The sequence below is a fragment of the Pseudomonas sp. DTU12.1 genome, from assembly GCF_009873475.1.
Taxonomy (GTDB): Bacteria; Pseudomonadota; Gammaproteobacteria; order Pseudomonadales; family Pseudomonadaceae; genus Aquipseudomonas; species Aquipseudomonas proteolytica.
The window spans coordinates 1,513,641-1,530,726 of record NZ_CP045254.1 but is presented as its reverse complement, the minus strand read 5'-3'; the positions used below and the strand labels follow the sequence as shown (position 1 = coordinate 1,530,726).

The following is a 17,086-nucleotide window of genomic DNA, read 5'->3' as shown; positions in this document are numbered from 1 at the left end:
CTCCTACAGAATCCGTTGTCGTTATCTTGGGTCGGACGCTTAGAACGTCTGGCCGAGGGAAAATTGGAAAATCTGGGTTTCAGCGTTATCCGGTTTCTTGATTGGCATCGCCAAGGCGAAGCTCAATGGACCCAGGGCAGTAATCCAGGTCACACCTACACCCACGGAGCTGGCCAGATTGCTCAGGCTGACGTCGTTGCACTGGGTGTTGGACTTCAAGCCACTCGGGTTACGGATCTGCTCGCACTTGGAGTCGAATACGTTACCCACATCCCAGAAGACCGAGGTCCGCAGGGAGCGCTGGTCCTTGACGAACGGCAGCGGGAAGAGAATTTCCGCACCACCTTGAATCAACACGTTACCACCGAACGGCAGCGGGTCATTGTCCGAGTCACGCACAGTGCCGACGTTACCGGTTTCGGCAACACCACGGCTCGGCGTACCACGAGGACCCAGGGTGCTGTCCTTGAAGCCACGTACGGAGTTGAAGCCACCGGCGTAGTAGTTCTCGTAGAACGGCAGGCCATCGGTCGAGCCGTAGCCATCACCATAGCCCAATTCCGTGTGCAGGCGCATGGTGTAGTTATCGCTCAACGGCGTGAACAACTGACCACGGTAGTCGAGTTTGAAGAACGACAGGTCGCTACCTGGGGTGGTGGCTTCCAGGGTCAAGCTCTGGGAGTGACCACGGGTGGCCAGCACGCCTTTGTTCAGGGTGGACTCGGACCAACCGGCCGAGGCCTTGAAGTTGAGGAACTTGTCACCTTCGCGGCGGGTGAAGTCGAAGATCTCGTCCACGGTGTAGACACCGGTCTTGATCTCATCCTGCTGCGCGGTCAGGCCGAAGGTCAGACGCGAGGTCTCACTGATCGGGTAGCCCACGTTGACACCGGCACCCAGGCTGTCGATCGCATAGCTTGCAACGTCGACGTCGAGGTCTTTGTAGTCGGTGGTGCGGTAGAAGGCGTTGTAGCCCAGGCTCACACCGTCAGCAGTCCAGTAGGGGTCCACATAACCGAAGTTGTAGCGGCTCTGGTATTCACTGCGAGTCAGGCCAATGGAAACCTTGTTACCGGTACCCAGGAAGTTGTTCTGGGTGATCGAGCCACCGAGGATCAGGCCAGCACTCTGTGCAAAGCCGACACTGGCGGTGATCGAGCCGGATGCCTGCTCTTCGACGGCGTAGTTCACGTCGACCTGGTCATCCACACCCGGTACGGCCGGGGTCTCGACGTTCACTTCCTTGAAGAAGCCCAGGCGCTCAAGACGGGTCTTGGACTGGTCGATCAGGTAGGTCGAAGCCCAGCCACCTTCCATCTGGCGCATTTCGCGACGCAGCACTTCGTCCTCGGACTTGGTGTTGCCACGGAAGTTGATGCGGTTGACGTAGGCACGCTTGCCTGGATCGACGACAAAGGTGATGTCCACGGTGTGGTCATCATCATGTGGGGTCGGCACGCCGTTGACGTTGGCGAAGGTATAGCCTTCGTTACCCAGGCGACGGGTGATCAATTCGGAAGTGGTGGTCATCAGCTTGCGCGAGAACACCTGGTCCTTCTGGACCAGCAGCAGGGACTTGACCTGGTCTTCAGGCACTTTCAGGTCGCCGCTGAGCTTCACATCACGAACGCGATACTTCTCGCCTTCGTTGACGTTGACCGTGATGTACACGTGTTTCTTGTCCGGGGTGATGGACACCTGGGTCGAAGCGATATCCATGTTGATATAGCCGCGGTCCAGGTAGTAGGAGCGCAGACGCTCCAGGTCGCCGGAAAGCTTTTCACGGGCGTACTTGTCGTCGTTCTTGAAGAACGAAAGCCAGTTGGTGGTCTTGAGTTCGAACAGGTCGATCAGGTCTTCATCAGCGAACTTGGTGTTGCCCACCACGTTGATGTGCTGGATCGCCGCCACGGTGCCTTCGTTGATGTTGACCTTCAGGCCGACACGGTTGCGCGGCTGCGGCACCACTTCGGTTTCCACGGAGGCGGAGTAGCGGCCCTGGGCCACGTACTGACGCTGCAGTTCGTTACGCACGCCTTCGAGGGTGGCTCGCTGGAAGATCTCGCCTTCGGCCAGGCCGGATTGCTTGAGACCTTTCATCAAGTCTTCAGTAGAGATCGCCTTGTTGCCTTCGATCTCGATACTGGCGACAGACGGTCGCTCGACGACAGTGATGACCAGGACGTTGCCTTCACGACCCAGTTGGATATCTTGAAAGAAGCCGGTTTTGAACAGCGCACGAGTGGATTCCACCAGGCGACGGTCGTCAGCCTGTTCCCCAACGTTCAACGGCAAGGCGCCAAACACGCTACCCGCGGAAACCCGCTGGAGGCCGTTGACGCGAATATCGGAGATGGTGAAGGACTCGGCGTGAACTTCGGCGATCATCAATACGGTGAGAACCGCAGTTAGCAGCAGACGTTTCATGAAGTCCTTTCTTATTCCAACTGGCAATAAACAAACTGCCGCAAAATGCGGCAGATTCGCAATTCAGCGAAGCGTTACAGACGTCCCAGATCGTTGACCAGAGCTAACAACATCACCCCGACCACCAAACTGATACCGATCTGTATCCCCCAACCCTGCACCCGATCCGACAAGGGGCGACCACGCACCCACTCGACGAGATAAAACAACAGATGCCCCCCATCCAATACTGGAATGGGCAACAAATTCAGAACCCCAAGGCTAATACTCAGATAAGCCAGGAAATTCAGGAAATCAGCAACACCCGACTGGGCAGAAGCGCCCGCCACTTTAGCAATGGTTATCGGTCCACTCAAGTTTTTTACCGAGAGCTCGCCGAACAACATTTTCTTCAGCGAATCGAGGGTCAGTACGCTCATGGTCCAAGTGCGTCGCGCACCCTCGCCAATTGCCGCCAATGGCCCGAAACTGACCTCCCTCACCATCGATGGCGGCCATTCGACACCTTTGACCCCGGCCCCCAGATACCCGCCAGCTGCTTTGGCCTCCCCGCGCACCGCGAGGGTGACAGGGACGTCGATTTGAGCACCGTCGCGCTCTACTTTCAGCACAATTTTCGTATCAGGACGTACACGAACCAGATCGACCACTTGCTGCCAGTCACCCAGTGCCTGGCCATCAAGGGCCAGCAAGCGGTCACCGGTCTTCAGGCCGGCAGCCTGGGCCGGGCCCTTGGGATCGAGTTCTGCCAATACCGGCGGCAGTGCCGGGCGCCACGGACGAATGCCCAGGGACTTGATCGGATCAGGCTCGTCGGCGCCCTTGAGCCACTTGTCCAACACCAGCTCGCGCGGCGTCTCAGCTGTCGAGTCCTGTTCGCGCACCACCAACTGCACCGTGCCACTTTCGCCCAGGCGCCGGACCAATTGCAGATTGACCGCGCCCCAACCCGTGGTCGGCTCACCATCAATGGCGACGATTTCCTGGCCGGCGCTCAAGCCGGCCTTGGCGGCAATACTGCCCGCCTCCACCGCACCGATGACCGGGCGTACCTGCTGGCTGCCCAGCATTGCCAGGACCCAGAAGAACACCATGGCCAGCAGGAAGTTGGCGATCGGGCCGGCAGCCACGATAGCGATACGCTGACGAACGGTCTTGCGATTGAAAGATTGATCCAACTGATCGGCCGGTACTTCGCCTTCGCGCTCGTCGAGCATCTTGACGTAGCCGCCCAGAGGAATCGCGGCAATCACGAATTCGGTGCCACGCCGATCATGCCAGCGCAGCAGCGGCATGCCGAAACCCACGGAAAAACGCAGGACTTTGACGCCACAACGACGCGCCACCCAAAAATGACCAAACTCGTGAAAAGTGACCAGCACACCCAGAGCAACCAGGGTGCCGACAATCATGTAGAGCGCACTCATCTAATTTCTCCGCATTCCAATCCCGCGCCTGCCGACTAACCTGCGTGGCGTTTCAACCATTGCTCGGCCAAGACCCGGGCCTTGGCATCGGCCTCGAACACGGCGCCCAAATCATTCACGGCAACCACCGGCTCGAGACTTAAAATTTCCTCGATGATACTCGCGATCTGTGGGAAGCGGATGCGCCGATCAAGAAACGCGGCAACCGCGACCTCATTGGCCGCATTCAACATCGCCGGAGCGCTGTTGCCCGCCTCTGCCGCTTCACGCGCCAGGCGCAGACAAGGGAAACGCTGATCATCCGGCGCTTCGAAATCCAGGCGTGCAATGGCAAACAGATCCAGGGGTGCCACACCCGAGTCGATGCGCTCGGGCCATGCCAGGGCATTGGCAATCGGCGTACGCATGTCCGGGTTGCCCAACTGGGCCAGCACCGAACCATCCACATAGTCGACCAGGGAGTGAATCACGCTTTGCGGATGAATCACCACCTCGACCTGCTCGGCCCGGGCGTCAAACAGCCAGCAGGCTTCGATCAGCTCAAGGCCCTTATTCATCATGCTCGCCGAATCCACCGAGATCTTGCGCCCCATCGACCAGTTGGGATGGGCGCAGGCCTGATCGGGAGAAACGTGTTCCAGCTCGGCCAACGGTGTCTGGCGGAACGGACCACCGGACGCGGTCAGCAGGATGCGCCTTACACCCACCTGGCTCAGGCCGCGGGCAAAGTCGCCCGGCATGCACTGGAAAATCGCATTGTGCTCGCTGTCCAGCGGCAACAGTACGGCGCCACTTTTGCGCACCGCCTGCATAAACAGCGCGCCGGACATCACCAGCGCCTCTTTATTGGCCAACAGGATCTTCTTGCCAGCATCGACCGCCGCCAGGGTTGGCCGCAGGCCCGCGGCACCGACAATGGCGGCAACCACGGTATCCACTTCAGGCGCAGCGGACACCTGGCACAAGCCCTCCTCGCCGACCAACACCTGGGTGCCCAGGCCGGCAGCCCGCAGGTCGTCCTGCAAGCCACGGGCAGCAACGGCATCCGGTACCACTGCGAACTGCGGCACGTACCGCACGCACAGCGCCAGCAGCTCGCTCAAGCGGCTGAAGCCGGTCAGGGCGAATACCTGGTAGCGCTCGGGGTGACGGGCAATCACGTCCAGGGTGCTTAAGCCCACCGAGCCGGTTGCGCCCAGCACCGTCACCTGCTGTAGGCGGCTCACGAAGCAGCCATCCACAACAGCACGGCAAATACCGGGATCGCCGCCGTCAGGCTGTCAATGCGGTCCAGCACGCCGCCATGGCCCGGCAGCAGGTTACTGCTGTCCTTGATGCCAGCCTGGCGCTTGAACATGCTTTCGGTCAGGTCGCCGACCACCGAGATCAGTACCACCACTGCCGCGCCGATCAGGGCCACGAGGATTTGCTTGGTTTCCCACTCGCGCACAACGCCGACCACCAAGGTAATCAACAACGTCAACGCCAGCCCGCCGTACACCCCTTCCCAGCTCTTGCCGGGACTGACCGCCGGGGCCAGCTTGCGCTTGCCAAAGGCACGGCCAGAGAAATACGCACCGATATCCGCACCCCAGACCAGCACCATCACCGCCATGATCAACCAGTTGCCCAAGGCCATATGCTTGATATAGACCAGGCCCTGCCAGGCCGGCAGCAGGATCAGCAGGCCGATCACCAGCTTGCAGGCGACACTGGACCACTTGCCACTGGTGCGCGGGTAGGTCAATACAAGGAATGTTGCCAACGCCCACCACAGTACCGCCGCCCCGAGTACCCAGGGTGCAACATCCGGCAGGATGTACATCAGGAACAGCAGCAACGCGACCACGGCGGCATACACCACCCGCGGCAACTGCTCGGCAAACCCTGCCAGGCGCGCCCATTCCCAGGCGCCCAGGGTCACGACCAGGCCAATGAACAGCGCAAAGCCTGCGCCTTCAAGCAGGAAAAACCCGCACAGGGCGATCGGCAGCAGGATCAGTGCCGTGATGATTCGTTGTTTAAGCATTAAACCCGGGCTCCAGCTTCGATCTGCTCGCTCGTTTTACCGAAGCGACGCTGACGGGAAGCGAAATCGGCCAGTGCATTACGCATGGCATCGTGTTTGAAGTCCGGCCAGAACAGGTCGGAGAAGTACAGCTCGGTATAGGCCAACTGCCACAACAGGAAATTGCTGATGCGGTGTTCACCCCCGGTACGGATGCATAGATCCGGTAACGGCAGGTCACCCGTCACCAGGCAGGTTTGCAACAACTCAGGCGTGATGTCTTCCGGTCGCAGATGGCCGGCCTGCACTTCACGCGCCAGACGCTGTGCGGCCTGCGCGATGTCCCATTGCCCGCCGTAATTGGCAGCGATTTGCAGGACAAAGCGATTGCTACCGGCGGTGATCGCCTCGGCTTCACGCATGGCCGCCTGCAGCTCCGGGTGGAACCGCGAGCGGTCGCCGATAATACGCAGGCTGATGTTGTTGTCGTTGAGACGCTTGGCCTCGCGACGCAAGGCCTTGAAGAACAGGTCCATCAAGGCGCTGACTTCGTCGGCCGGCCGTTGCCAGTTTTCACTGGAGAAGGCAAACAAGGTCAATACCTCGACCTTGGCCTCGGCACACACCTCGATCACGGCCCGTACCGCATCGACACCCGCTTTATGCCCGGCGACACCCGGCATAAAGCGTTTTTTCGCCCAGCGATTATTCCCATCCATGATGATCGCGACATGGCGCGGCACCACGGAGGGCACAGTCTGCTTGGTCTTTTCCATGAAAGCGTCCTGACCCCTTATACGGCCATCAGGTCCTTTTCTTTCTCTTCCGTGGCCTTGGTGATCAGAGCCTCGGATTCCTTGGTCAGCTTATCGATATCAGCGATTGCACGACGCTCTTCGTCTTCGCTGATTTCCTTGTCCTTGACCAGCTTTTTCAGGTCACCCAAGGCGTCACGGCGAATGTTTCGCACGGCAACACGGGCATCTTCCGCGGCGCTACGCGCCTGCTTGGTGAAGCCCTTACGGGTTTCTTCGGTCAGCGCAGGCATGGAGATCAGCAGCAGCTCGCCCAGGTTGGTCGGGTTGAGGTTCAGGCCGGCGCTCTGGATGGCCTTGTCGACGGCAGCGAGCATATTGCGCTCGAAAGCCACGACCTGCAGGGTGCGCGAGTCTTTCACGGTTACGTTGGCCACGCCACTCAGCGGAGTGTCGGAACCGTAATAAGGCACCATCACGCTACCCAGGATGCTTGGGTGGGCCTTGCCGGTACGAATCTGGCCGAATGCATGGCTCAGAGACTCCAGGGATTTGTGCATACGCGCTTGGGCGTCTTTCTTGATTTCGTTGATCATTGTTGGCCTTCCTCGATCAGAGTCCCTTCTGCGCCGCCGTGTACGATATTCAGCAGGGCGCCGGGCTTGTTCATGTTAAATACGCGCAGCGGCATCTTGTGGTCGCGGCACAGGCAGATTGCCGTCAGATCCATAACACCCAGCTTGCGATCCAGTACTTCATCATAAGTCAGATGATCGAACTTCTCGGCATGCGGGTCTTTGAATGGGTCGGCAGTGTAGACACCGTCAACCTTGGTGGCCTTGAGCACCACGTCAGCATCGATTTCGATGGCGCGCAGGCAGGCCGCCGAGTCGGTGGTGAAAAACGGGTTGCCGGTACCGGCGGCAAAGATCACCACCTCTTTGGCGTTCAGGTGACGCATGGCTTTGCGACGGTCGTAATGATCGGTCACACCAACCATCGAGATGGCCGACATCACAATGGCCGAGATATTGGCACGCTCCAGGGCATCACGCATGGCCAGGGCGTTCATCACAGTGGCCAGCATGCCCATGTGGTCGCCAGTGACCCGATCCATGCCAGCCGCACTGAGCGCTGCACCACGGAACAGGTTGCCACCACCAATCACCAGGCCGACCTGGACACCGATGCCGACCAGTTGGCCGACTTCCAATGCCATGCGGTCAAGCACTTTGGGATCGATCCCGAACTCTTCCGAGCCCATCAGGGCCTCGCCGCTAAGCTTGAGTAGAATGCGTTTATAGCGAGCCTGATAACCACTGCCCTGCTGAGCCATTGCGAATCTCTCCTGCGGCGTATTTTTAAAAAATTCTTGGCGAGCCGTTTACGGCTTGCGTTCACTCTAGCTGGACGCTGTCACAGCGCCATCGGAACACGGCTTTGTAAGCCAGTTCCAAAGGGAAGCCAAATAAAATTGAGCATCCCATTTGAAAAGAGGCTGCGCGCGTGAGCGGGCAGCCTCTCTTGGGCGACAGTTGAAAACTGTCTTATTGCTTGGCGGCAGCCAGCTGGGCAGCAACTTCTTCAGCGAAGTTGTCGACCGGCTTCTCGATACCGTCGCCTACTTTGAAGTAGGTGAAGGAAACGATTTCAGCACCGGCTTTCTTGGCCAGTTCGCCAACCTTGATTTCAGGGTTCTTGACGAACGCCTGCTCAACCAGGCTTGCTTCGGCCAGGAACTTGCTGATACGGCCTTTGACCATGTTCTCAACAATGTTTTCTGGCTTGCCTTTGATTTTTTCTTCGTTCAGCTGCAGGAACACAGCTTTTTCACGCTCGATCGCTTCGGCAGAAACTTCCGAAGGCAGCAGGAACTCAGGGTTGCTGGCCGCTACGTGCATAGCGATGTCTTTGGCCAGCTCAACGTTGCCGCCCTTGAGGACAACTGCAACACCGATCTTGTTACCGTGCAGGTAACCACCAACAACATCACCTTCAACACGTACCAGGCGACGGATGTTGACGTTTTCGCCAACCTTGCCGACCAGTACCAGGCGATCGGCTTCTTGAGCGGCGATCAGCGGAGCGACGTCAGTCAGTTTGTCGGCGAACGCTTTTTCAACGCTAGCAGCAACAAATGCCTTGAAGTCGTCCTGCAGAGCCAGGAAGTCGGTCTGCGAGTTCACTTCCAGCAGAACGGCGGACTTGCCGTCTTCTTTCAAAGCGATAGCGCCTTCAGCAGCTACGTTGCCTGCTTTCTTGGCAGCCTTGATCGCGCCCGAAGCACGCATGTCATCAATGGCTTTTTCGATGTCGCCGTCAGCCTTTTCCAGGGCTTTCTTGCAATCCATCATGCCTTCGCCAGTACGCTCACGCAGTTCTTTAACCAACGCTGCAGTAATTGCTGCCATTTTCAAATTCCTCTTGGATAGGTTTTCAACCATTCCACCCGACTTGTACGGGCGTTCAATTCTTCCCGAACCACCCTTGTTAACCGCTGCACGTTACAGATGCTGTAGCTGTGCCGCTCACAAATGGTTTTCGAGGTGGCAAAAAGGGGGCCAAGCCCCCTTTTTGCTTACTGAGTCAACGCCAGGGCGTCAATTACTCAGCTGCAGCGACCGGTGCTTCTTCAGCAGCGAACTCTACGGTGCCGCCGCCAACATTGTTGCGGCCACGGATTACAGCGTCAGCCATCGAACCCATGTACAGCTGGATAGCGCGGATTGCGTCATCGTTGCCTGGGATGATGTAGTCAACGCCTTCCGGGCTGCTGTTGGTATCGACTACGCCGATAACCGGGATGCCCAGCTTGTTGGCTTCGGTGATCGCGATGCGCTCGTGATCAACGTCGATAACGAACAGTGCGTCAGGCAGACCGCCCATGTCCTTGATACCACCCAGGGAACGATCGAGCTTTTCCAGGTCACGGGAGCGCATCAGCGCTTCTTTCTTGGTCAGCTTGGCGAAAGTACCGTCTTCGGCTTGCACTTCAAGGTCACGCAGACGCTTGATGGAAGCACGGATGGTTTTGAAGTTGGTCAGCATGCCGCCCAACCAGCGGTGATCGACGTACGGCGAACCGCAACGTGCTGCTTCTTCAGCAACGATCTTGCCAGCGGAACGCTTGGTGCCGACGAACAGAATCTTGTTTTTGCCCTGGGCCAGGCGCTCTACGAAAGTCAGAGCTTCGTTGAACATTGGCAGGGTTTTTTCAAGGTTGATAATGTGGATCTTGTTACGCGCGCCGAAAATGTACTTACCCATTTTCGGGTTCCAGTAACGGGTCTGGTGACCGAAGTGCACACCGGCCTTCAGCATATCGCGCATGTTGACTTGGGACATGATAGTTCCTTAATAAGTCGGGTTTGGCCTCCACGTATCCCAATGACCAACCAGCGGCTTCAAGGCCTCCGGCACCCAGGTCATCGTGTCGACACGTGTGTGGATTTAAGCTTTGCGGGGTATCCCCGGAAAGCGGCGCATTTTATACCACAGCAACGACAAAAACGAAACCCGCAATCGCATTTGCTTGCCGTCACTGCCACCCAAGCCATTGAATCGGGTGAAAATACCCGCACCTTATAGAGAGAAGCGATAGCCAGACACTCATGGTTTATACCTTGCGTCTGTTAGAATCGCGTTTTTTGGGCTTGTGCGAACGCTGCACCTTTTTGTCGCACGCCCGTAAACCGTATTGATTTCAGCGCGTCGCGCTAGAGAGAGCCTGTATGACCGTTACCCTGAAAACCGCCGAAGATATCGCAGGCATGCGCGTTGCCGGCAAACTGGCTGCAGACGTGCTGGAAATGATTGCCGAACACGTCAAGCCCGGCGTTACCACTGAAGCCCTGGACCGCATCTGCCATGACTATATTGTCGACGTGCAGAAAGCCATCCCCGCGCCGCTGAACTACAAAGGCTTCCCCAAGTCGATCTGCACCTCGATCAACCACGTGGTCTGCCACGGCATCCCGGGCGACAAGCCGCTCAAAGACGGTGACACCCTGAACATCGACGTCACCGTGATCAAGGACGGCTACCACGGCGACACCAGCCGTATGTTCCACGTCGGCAACGTCCCGGTCTGGGCCGAGCGCCTGTCCCAGGTCACCCAGGAATGCATGTACAAGGCCATTGAACTGGTCAAGCCGGGCTGCCGCCTGGGCGACATCGGCGAAGTGATCCAGAAGCACGCTGAAAAGAACGGGTTCTCGGTGGTCCGCGAATTCTGCGGCCACGGCATCGGCAAAGTGTTCCACGAAGAGCCACAGATCCTGCACTACGGCCGTGCCGGCACCGGTATGGAGCTCAAGGCAGGCATGACCTTCACCATCGAGCCGATGATCAACCAGGGCAAGGCCGACACCAAGGTACTGGGCGACGGCTGGACCGCCATCACCAAGGACCGCAAGCTCTCGGCACAGTGGGAACACACCCTGCTGGTCACCGACACCGGCTATGAGATCTTCACCCTGCGCGCCGACGACACGATCCCCCGCGTTTCGGCCTGATGTTTGCAGCGGGCTTTCCGGATTAGCAACGTTGCGACCTACACATAGATAGAAAGGAAAGCCGATCGATGCCCCAGGTGGATCCCGAACTCTTCGACCGTGGCCAGTTCCAGGCGGAACTGGCGCTGAAGGCAAGCCCGATTGCCGCCTTCAAGAAGGCCATCCGCCAGGCCCGCGAGGTGCTCGACGGGCGTTTTCGCAGCGGCCGGGAGATCCGCAGGCTGATCGAGGATCGCGCCTGGTTCGTCGATAACATCCTGCAAAAGGCCTGGGAGCAGTTCGACTGGAGCGAAGACGCCGATATCGCCCTGGTGGCCGTCGGCGGCTATGGCCGGGGCGAACTGCACCCCTACTCCGATATCGACCTGCTGATCCTGCTGGACAGCGCCGACCACGAGATCTTTCGTGATTCCATCGAGCGTTTTCTGACGCTGTTGTGGGACATCGGCCTGGAAGTCGGTCAGAGCGTGCGTTCGGTAGATGAATGCGCCGAAGAAGCCCGCGCCGACCTCACCGTGGTCACCAACCTGATGGAAAGCCGCACCATCTGCGGCCCCGAACGCCTGCGCCAGCGCATGCTGGAAGTCACCAGCACCGCGCATATGTGGCCGAGCAAGGAGTTCTTCCTCGCCAAGCGCGCCGAGCAGAAAGCCCGGCACCACAAGTACAACGACACCGAGTACAACCTGGAGCCCAACGTCAAGGGCTCGCCTGGCGGGCTGCGGGACATCCAGACCATCTTGTGGGTGGCCCGGCGCCAGTACGGCACCCTGAACCTGCGGGCCCTGGCCGGCGAAGGCTTTTTGGTAGAGAGCGAAAACGCCCTGCTGGCCTCGTCCCAGGAGTTTTTGTGGAAGGTGCGCTACGCCCTGCACATGCTCGCCGGACGCTCCGAAGACCGCCTGCTGTTTGACCACCAGCGCTCCATCGCCGCCTTGCTGGGCTTTGAAGGCGAAGACGCGAAGACCAGCATCGAAAGCTTCATGCAGCAGTACTACCGGGTGGTCATGAGCATCGCCCAGCTCAGCGACCTGATCATCCAGCATTTTGAAGAAGTGATCCTGGCCCCCGAAGACGAAGCGCCACCGCAACCGATCAATGCGCGCTTCCAACTGCACGACGGCTATATCGAGGCGCGCCACGACAACGTGTTCAAGCGCACCCCCTTTGCCATGCTGGAAATCTTCGTGCTGATGGCCCAGCAACCGGAAATCAAGGGCGTGCGCGCCGATACCATCCGCTTGCTGCGGGAAAACCGCCACCTGATCGACGACGAATTCCGCAACGACATCCGCAATACCAGCCTGTTTATCGAACTGTTCAAGTGCAAGATCGGCATCCACCGCAACCTGCGGCGCATGAACCGCTACGGCATCCTCGGGCGCTATCTGCCGGAGTTCGGCTTTATCGTCGGGCAGATGCAACACGACCTGTTCCACATTTATACGGTCGACGCCCACACCCTGAACCTGATCAAGCACCTGCGTAAGCTGCAGTACACCCAGGTGTCAGAGAAATTCCCGCTGGCCAGTAAGCTGATGGCCAAGCTGCCCAAGCCTGAACTGATCTACCTGGCCGGCCTGTACCACGATATCGGCAAGGGCCGACACGGCGACCATTCGGAAATCGGCGCGGTGGATGCGCAAGCCTTCTGCCAGCGCCACCAGTTGCCGCAGTGGGACAGCCGCCTGATTGTCTGGCTGGTACAGAACCACCTGGTCATGTCCACCACCGCCCAGCGCAAGGATTTGTCCGACCCACAGGTAATCCATGACTTCGCGCAGGCCGTCGGCGATGAAACCCGTCTCGACTACCTGTACGTGCTGACCGTCTCCGACATCAACGCCACCAACCCGACCCTTTGGAACTCGTGGCGCGCCAGCCTGTTGCGCCAGCTCTATACCGAGACCAAGCGCGCGTTGCGCCGCGGCCTGGAAAACCCGGTGGACCGCGAAGAGCAGATCCGCCGCACCCAGAGCGCGGCCCTGGATATCCTGGTGCGCGGCGGCAACGACCCGGACGATGTGGAGCAACTCTGGTCGCAATTGGGTGATGACTATTTCCTGCGCCACACCGCAGGCGACGTGGCCTGGCACACCGACGCGATCCTCCAGCAGCCGGCTGACGGTGGCCCGCTGGTGCTGATCAAGGAAACGACCCAGCGCGAATTCGAAGGCGGCACGCAGATCTTTATCTACGCCCCGGACCAGCACGACTTCTTCGCCGTGACCGTGGCCGCGATGGATCAGCTCAACCTGAACATCCATGACGCGCGGGTCATTACCTCCAGCAGCCAGTTCACCCTCGACACCTATATCGTGCTCGACACCGAAGGCGAGTCCATCGGCGACAACCCCGAGCGCGTGAAAAAAATCCGCGAAGGCCTGACCGAAGCCCTGCGCAACCCTGACGACTACCCGACCATCATCCAGCGCCGGGTGCCGCGCCAGCTCAAGCATTTTGCCTTTGCGCCCCAGGTGACCATCCACAACGACGCCCAGCGCCCGGTAACGGTGCTGGAACTCAGCGCACCGGATCGGCCAGGCCTACTGGCACGGATCGGCGGGATCTTCCTGGAGTTCGACCTGTCACTGCAAAACGCCAAGATTGCCACCCTGGGCGAGCGGGTCGAAGACGTGTTTTTTATTACCGACGCCGACAATCACCCCCTGTCCGACCCGGAACTGTGCCGCCGCTTGCAGGACGCTATCGTCGCGCAATTGAGCGTGAACCAGGAGCCCGGGGCAGAAGGGTTCCGACTGACCATTTGAGTTGAATTTTATTTCCCTGTGGCCGCGCGCCCTTGTAGGAGCTGGCTTGCCTGCGATGGCATCGCCGCGGTGTAACAGATACACCGCGGCGCCTACATCGCAGGCAAGCCAGCGCCTACAGGGGCCGTGTTCAACGATAGAGGCCCCCAATGAACAACGCCCTGAACCAGCTGCAACCCTACCCGTTCGAGAAATTGCGCGCCCTGCTGGGCAGTGTCACGCCAAACCCGGACAAGCGCCCGATCGCCCTGTCCATCGGCGAGCCCAAGCACAAGTCCCCGGATTTCGTCGCCCAGGTCCTGACCAATAACCTCGACCAAATGGCGGTGTACCCCACCACCCTGGGCATCCCGGCCCTGCGCGAGGCCATTGGCGCCTGGTGCGAACGACGCTTCAACGTGCCCAAGGGCTGGCTGGACCCGGCGCGCAATATCCTGCCGGTCAATGGCACCCGCGAAGCGCTGTTCGCGTTCACCCAGACCGTGGTCAACCGTGGCGACGATGCCCTGGTGGTCAGCCCGAACCCGTTCTATCAGATCTACGAAGGCGCAGCGTTCCTCGCCGGAGCCAAGCCGCATTACCTGCCGTGCCTGGATGAGAACGGCTTCAATCCGGATTTCGACGCCGTCTCGGCAGATATCTGGCAACGCTGCCAGATCCTGTTCCTGTGCTCCCCCGGCAACCCGACCGGCGCACTGATCCCCGTCGCCACCCTGAAAAAACTGATCGCCCTGGCCGACCAGTACGACTTCGTGATCGCCGCCGACGAGTGCTACAGCGAACTGTACTTCGACGAACAAACCCCGCCGCCTGGCCTGCTCAGCGCCTGTGTCGAACTGGGTCGCGAGGATTTCAAGCGCTGCGTGGTGTTCCATAGTCTGTCCAAGCGCTCCAACCTGCCGGGCCTGCGTTCCGGTTTTGTGGCCGGCGATGCCGAGATCCTCAAGGCCTTCCTGCTGTACCGCACCTACCACGGCTGTGCCATGCCAGTGCAAACCCAGCTGGCGAGCATTGCCGCCTGGCAGGATGAGGCCCATGTATTGGCCAACCGTGATCTGTACCGGGAAAAATTCGCCGCGGTCCTGGCGATTCTCAAGCCGGTATTAGACGTACAGAACCCTGACGGTGGTTTTTACCTGTGGCCGAACGTCGAGGGCGACGACGCCGTGTTCTGCCGCGACTTGTTCGTGGAAGAACACGTGACCGTGGTGCCGGGCTCGTACCTGTCGCGGGAAGTGGACGGTTTCAATCCAGGTGCCGGGCGGGTGCGCCTGGCACTGGTGGCACCGTTGTCCGAATGCGTTGAAGCCGCTGAACGGATGCGCAACTTCATCCAGCGCCGTCGTTGATGACCGGGGCCGCTCCCGCCTGGGAGCGGCCTGCGTAGGGGTGGATTAACCCACGCGGCTATTTCTGGGTCCCCAGGTTAGCCTCACTCATATCCAGGTCCGCCAGCACTTCGCGCAGCACATCATCACCAATCTGGTGGTGACGGCTCAGGCTGTACAACTCCAAGCGCTGCGCGCGCAGGGCCTTGAGCCGCAACTTGCGCTCCAGTTGATCCATCTGCAGCGCCAGCGCCTGGGCTTCGGCCGAGTCATTGAACACCTCCAGTTGGTGACGGTACTCCGACATGATCCGCGCCTTGAGCTCCGTCGCCAATGCGGCCTGCGCCGCGTCCAGGGGCGCCACGTCGGCGGCCTCCTCTGCCTCCAGGGCATGAATCGCCGCCTCGGCGGTTTTCTTCCAGGCATCGCGCACCTCACCGCGACGCTTGTCATCCGGGCTTTTCTCAATCCCCCGTAGCAACAGCGGCAAGGCAATACAGGCGGCCACCAACGACAGCAGGATCACCCCGGCGGCGATAAAGATCAGCAAGTCGCGCTCAGGAAACGCCTGGCCCGGTGCAAACAGCAACGGCACTGACATCACACCGGCCAGCGTCACCGCCCCGCGCACCCCACCGACGGTCAAAAGCCAGCAAGACCGCGCGGTTGGCACCAGGGTCAGCTCGCTTTTACCACGCAGGCGCCGCAGCAGGCCGGACAGGCGCCAGATACTCTGTACCCAGATAAACCGCAGCACCAGCAACACCAGGAAGATCGCGATCACGTCCAGGACGCGATAGAACAAGGTCGGCCACAGCGTAGCTTCGTGACTGGTCACCGCCTTGATGATGTCGGGCAATTGCAGGCCCAGCAGCAGGAAGATCAGCCCGTTGAAGGCAAACTCCAGCAGCGACCAGACACTGCGATTGAGCAACCGCGTACTGGTCTGGCGCGGCAGCAGGTCCAGCCAGCTTTGCATCATGCCCGCCGCCACCGCCGAGAGAATCCCCGACGCGCCCAGGCGTTCGGCCAGCACATAAGCGGCAAACGGCAGCAGCAACATAAACACCACATGGGTGGCCGGGTCATCCCAACCCCGGGCAATCATCCAGGCCCGCAGGCGCCCCACCAGCCAGCTCAACGCCACGCCGATGGCCAGGCCACCGAGCGCCACCAGCACAAACGTCAGGCTGGCATCGGCCAGGGAAAACACCCCGGTCAACGCCGCCGCGAGGGCAAACTTGAACGTCACCAGGCCCGACGCATCGTTCATCAAGGCCTCGCCCTGGAGCATATGCATCAAAGGTGTGGGCAAGCGGTTCTGGGAAATCGCCGACACCGCCACCGCATCCGTCGGCGACAACACAGCCGCCAGGGCGAACGCCACAGGCAAGGGAATGCTTGGCAGCAGCCAATGGATAAAGTAACCGGCGCCCACCACGGTAAACAGCACCAGCCCTACCGCCAATGTCAGGATGGGACCACGCAAGCGCCACAACTCACGCTTGGGCATGCGCCAGCCATCGGAGAACAGCAGCGGCGGCAGGAACAGAAATAGAAACAGCTCAGGGTCCAGCGCTACGTGCAACCCCAGGGTCGGCCACGCCAGCAGGGCACCGGCGGCAATCTGCACCAACGGCAACGGCAAGGGGATGACACGCCCGACCAGACGCGAAACGCTGACCAGCATCAGCAGGATAAGAACGGTGTAGGCGGTTTGCATAAAGCGGGTTCCCGGACAATCGACGTACTACGACACATATCAGGCAGCAGCGCGCCTTTGAAGTGCCATATTAGCCACCTATGCTGCCGTCTGGCTTTTGCACATAAGTCGCACCCGATCACGTAAAGAGTGA

General features: G+C 59.8%; 13 protein-coding genes. 3 read left to right on the top strand and 10 right to left on the bottom strand.

All coding sequences use genetic code 11. The features are described from left to right. Window positions 1-39: 39 nt before the first annotated feature. From bamA to rpsB, 9 genes are all read right to left on the bottom strand, one after another. The gene (gene bamA, locus GDV60_RS06715) at window positions 40-2,427 is read right to left on the bottom strand and encodes an outer membrane protein assembly factor BamA (RefSeq protein ID WP_029297274.1); all 2,388 of its coding nucleotides are present in this window, start codon (window positions 2,425-2,427) and stop codon (window positions 40-42) included. A gap of 74 nt (window positions 2,428-2,501) precedes the next feature. Continuing rightward, window positions 2,502-3,854 (bottom strand): sigma E protease regulator RseP, encoded by a 1,353-nt coding sequence (gene rseP, locus GDV60_RS06710; RefSeq protein ID WP_029297276.1) that lies wholly within the window; start codon window positions 3,852-3,854, stop codon window positions 2,502-2,504. 35 nt (window positions 3,855-3,889) lie between these two features. Beyond that, a complete protein-coding gene (ispC, locus tag GDV60_RS06705) occupies window positions 3,890-5,080 on the bottom strand; it encodes a 1-deoxy-D-xylulose-5-phosphate reductoisomerase (RefSeq protein WP_029297278.1) in 1,191 nt (396 codons plus the stop codon). Continuing rightward, window positions 5,077-5,883, bottom strand: coding sequence for a phosphatidate cytidylyltransferase (locus tag GDV60_RS06700; protein WP_092234006.1), 807 nt, complete (start codon window positions 5,881-5,883; stop codon window positions 5,077-5,079). The genes ispC and GDV60_RS06700 overlap by 4 nt, the downstream gene beginning before the upstream one ends. After that, a complete protein-coding gene (gene uppS / locus GDV60_RS06695; RefSeq protein WP_029297283.1) occupies window positions 5,883-6,638 on the bottom strand; it encodes a polyprenyl diphosphate synthase in 756 nt (251 codons plus the stop codon). Before uppS ends, GDV60_RS06700 begins: the two co-directional genes overlap by 1 nt. A gap of 17 nt (window positions 6,639-6,655) precedes the next feature. Beyond that, the gene (gene frr, locus GDV60_RS06690; RefSeq protein ID WP_070995741.1) at window positions 6,656-7,213 is read right to left on the bottom strand and encodes a ribosome recycling factor; all 558 of its coding nucleotides are present in this window, start codon (window positions 7,211-7,213) and stop codon (window positions 6,656-6,658) included. Next, on the bottom strand, window positions 7,210-7,953 hold the full coding sequence (gene pyrH / locus GDV60_RS06685) for a UMP kinase (protein ID WP_003172271.1): 744 nt from the start codon (window positions 7,951-7,953) through the stop codon (window positions 7,210-7,212). The genes frr and pyrH overlap by 4 nt, the downstream gene beginning before the upstream one ends. 211 nt (window positions 7,954-8,164) lie before the next feature. Then, complete coding sequence (gene tsf / locus GDV60_RS06680) at window positions 8,165-9,028, bottom strand: translation elongation factor Ts (RefSeq protein WP_029297289.1); 864 nt, start codon at window positions 9,026-9,028, stop codon at window positions 8,165-8,167. A 193-nt stretch (window positions 9,029-9,221) separates the two neighbouring features. Then, complete coding sequence (rpsB, locus tag GDV60_RS06675; protein WP_029297291.1) at window positions 9,222-9,962, bottom strand: 30S ribosomal protein S2; 741 nt, start codon at window positions 9,960-9,962, stop codon at window positions 9,222-9,224. 386 nt (window positions 9,963-10,348) lie between these two features. On the opposite strand from rpsB, the gene map reads away from it, so the two are divergent. The 3 genes from map (at window position 10,349) to dapC (ending at window position 15,251) form a co-directional block, all read left to right on the top strand. After that, window positions 10,349-11,131 carry a type I methionyl aminopeptidase gene (map, locus tag GDV60_RS06670; RefSeq protein ID WP_029297294.1) on the top strand — a complete coding sequence of 261 codons (783 nt, stop codon included), beginning with the start codon at window positions 10,349-10,351 and terminating at the stop codon, window positions 11,129-11,131. A gap of 68 nt (window positions 11,132-11,199) precedes the next feature. After that, window positions 11,200-13,902, top strand: coding sequence for a [protein-PII] uridylyltransferase (locus tag GDV60_RS06665; protein ID WP_029297295.1), 2,703 nt, complete (start codon window positions 11,200-11,202; stop codon window positions 13,900-13,902). A 149-nt stretch (window positions 13,903-14,051) separates the two neighbouring features. Then, a complete protein-coding gene (gene dapC / locus GDV60_RS06660) occupies window positions 14,052-15,251 on the top strand; it encodes a succinyldiaminopimelate transaminase (protein WP_159906669.1) in 1,200 nt (399 codons plus the stop codon). A gap of 58 nt (window positions 15,252-15,309) precedes the next feature. Here the strand turns inward: dapC and GDV60_RS06655 are convergent, their stop codons facing one another. Further along, entirely contained in the window at window positions 15,310-16,953 is a 1,644-nt protein-coding gene (locus GDV60_RS06655) for a Na+/H+ antiporter (RefSeq protein WP_133714105.1), read from the bottom strand. Window positions 16,954-17,086 lie beyond the last annotated feature (133 nt).

Bases quoted from the DNA above. Each gene is read 5' to 3' on its own strand.
- bamA (WP_029297274.1), bottom strand. From the start codon at position 2,427: ATGAAACGTCTGCTGCTAACTGCGGTTCTCACCGTATTGATGATCGCC.
- rseP (WP_029297276.1), bottom strand. From the start codon at position 3,854: ATGAGTGCGCTCTACATGATTGTCGGCACCCTGGTTGCTCTGGGTGTG.
- GDV60_RS06700 (WP_092234006.1), bottom strand. From the start codon at position 5,883: ATGCTTAAACAACGAATCATCACGGCACTGATCCTGCTGCCGATCGCC.
- uppS (WP_029297283.1), bottom strand. From the start codon at position 6,638: ATGGAAAAGACCAAGCAGACTGTGCCCTCCGTGGTGCCGCGCCATGTC.
- frr (WP_070995741.1), bottom strand. From the start codon at position 7,213: ATGATCAACGAAATCAAGAAAGACGCCCAAGCGCGTATGCACAAATCC.
- pyrH (WP_003172271.1), bottom strand. From the start codon at position 7,953: ATGGCTCAGCAGGGCAGTGGTTATCAGGCTCGCTATAAACGCATTCTA.
- tsf (WP_029297289.1), bottom strand. From the start codon at position 9,028: ATGGCAGCAATTACTGCAGCGTTGGTTAAAGAACTGCGTGAGCGTACT.
- rpsB (WP_029297291.1), bottom strand. From the start codon at position 9,962: ATGTCCCAAGTCAACATGCGCGATATGCTGAAGGCCGGTGTGCACTTC.
- map (WP_029297294.1), top strand. From the start codon at position 10,349: ATGACCGTTACCCTGAAAACCGCCGAAGATATCGCAGGCATGCGCGTT.
- GDV60_RS06665 (WP_029297295.1), top strand. From the start codon at position 11,200: ATGCCCCAGGTGGATCCCGAACTCTTCGACCGTGGCCAGTTCCAGGCG.
- dapC (WP_159906669.1), top strand. From the start codon at position 14,052: ATGAACAACGCCCTGAACCAGCTGCAACCCTACCCGTTCGAGAAATTG.
- GDV60_RS06655 (WP_133714105.1), bottom strand. From the start codon at position 16,953: ATGCAAACCGCCTACACCGTTCTTATCCTGCTGATGCTGGTCAGCGTT.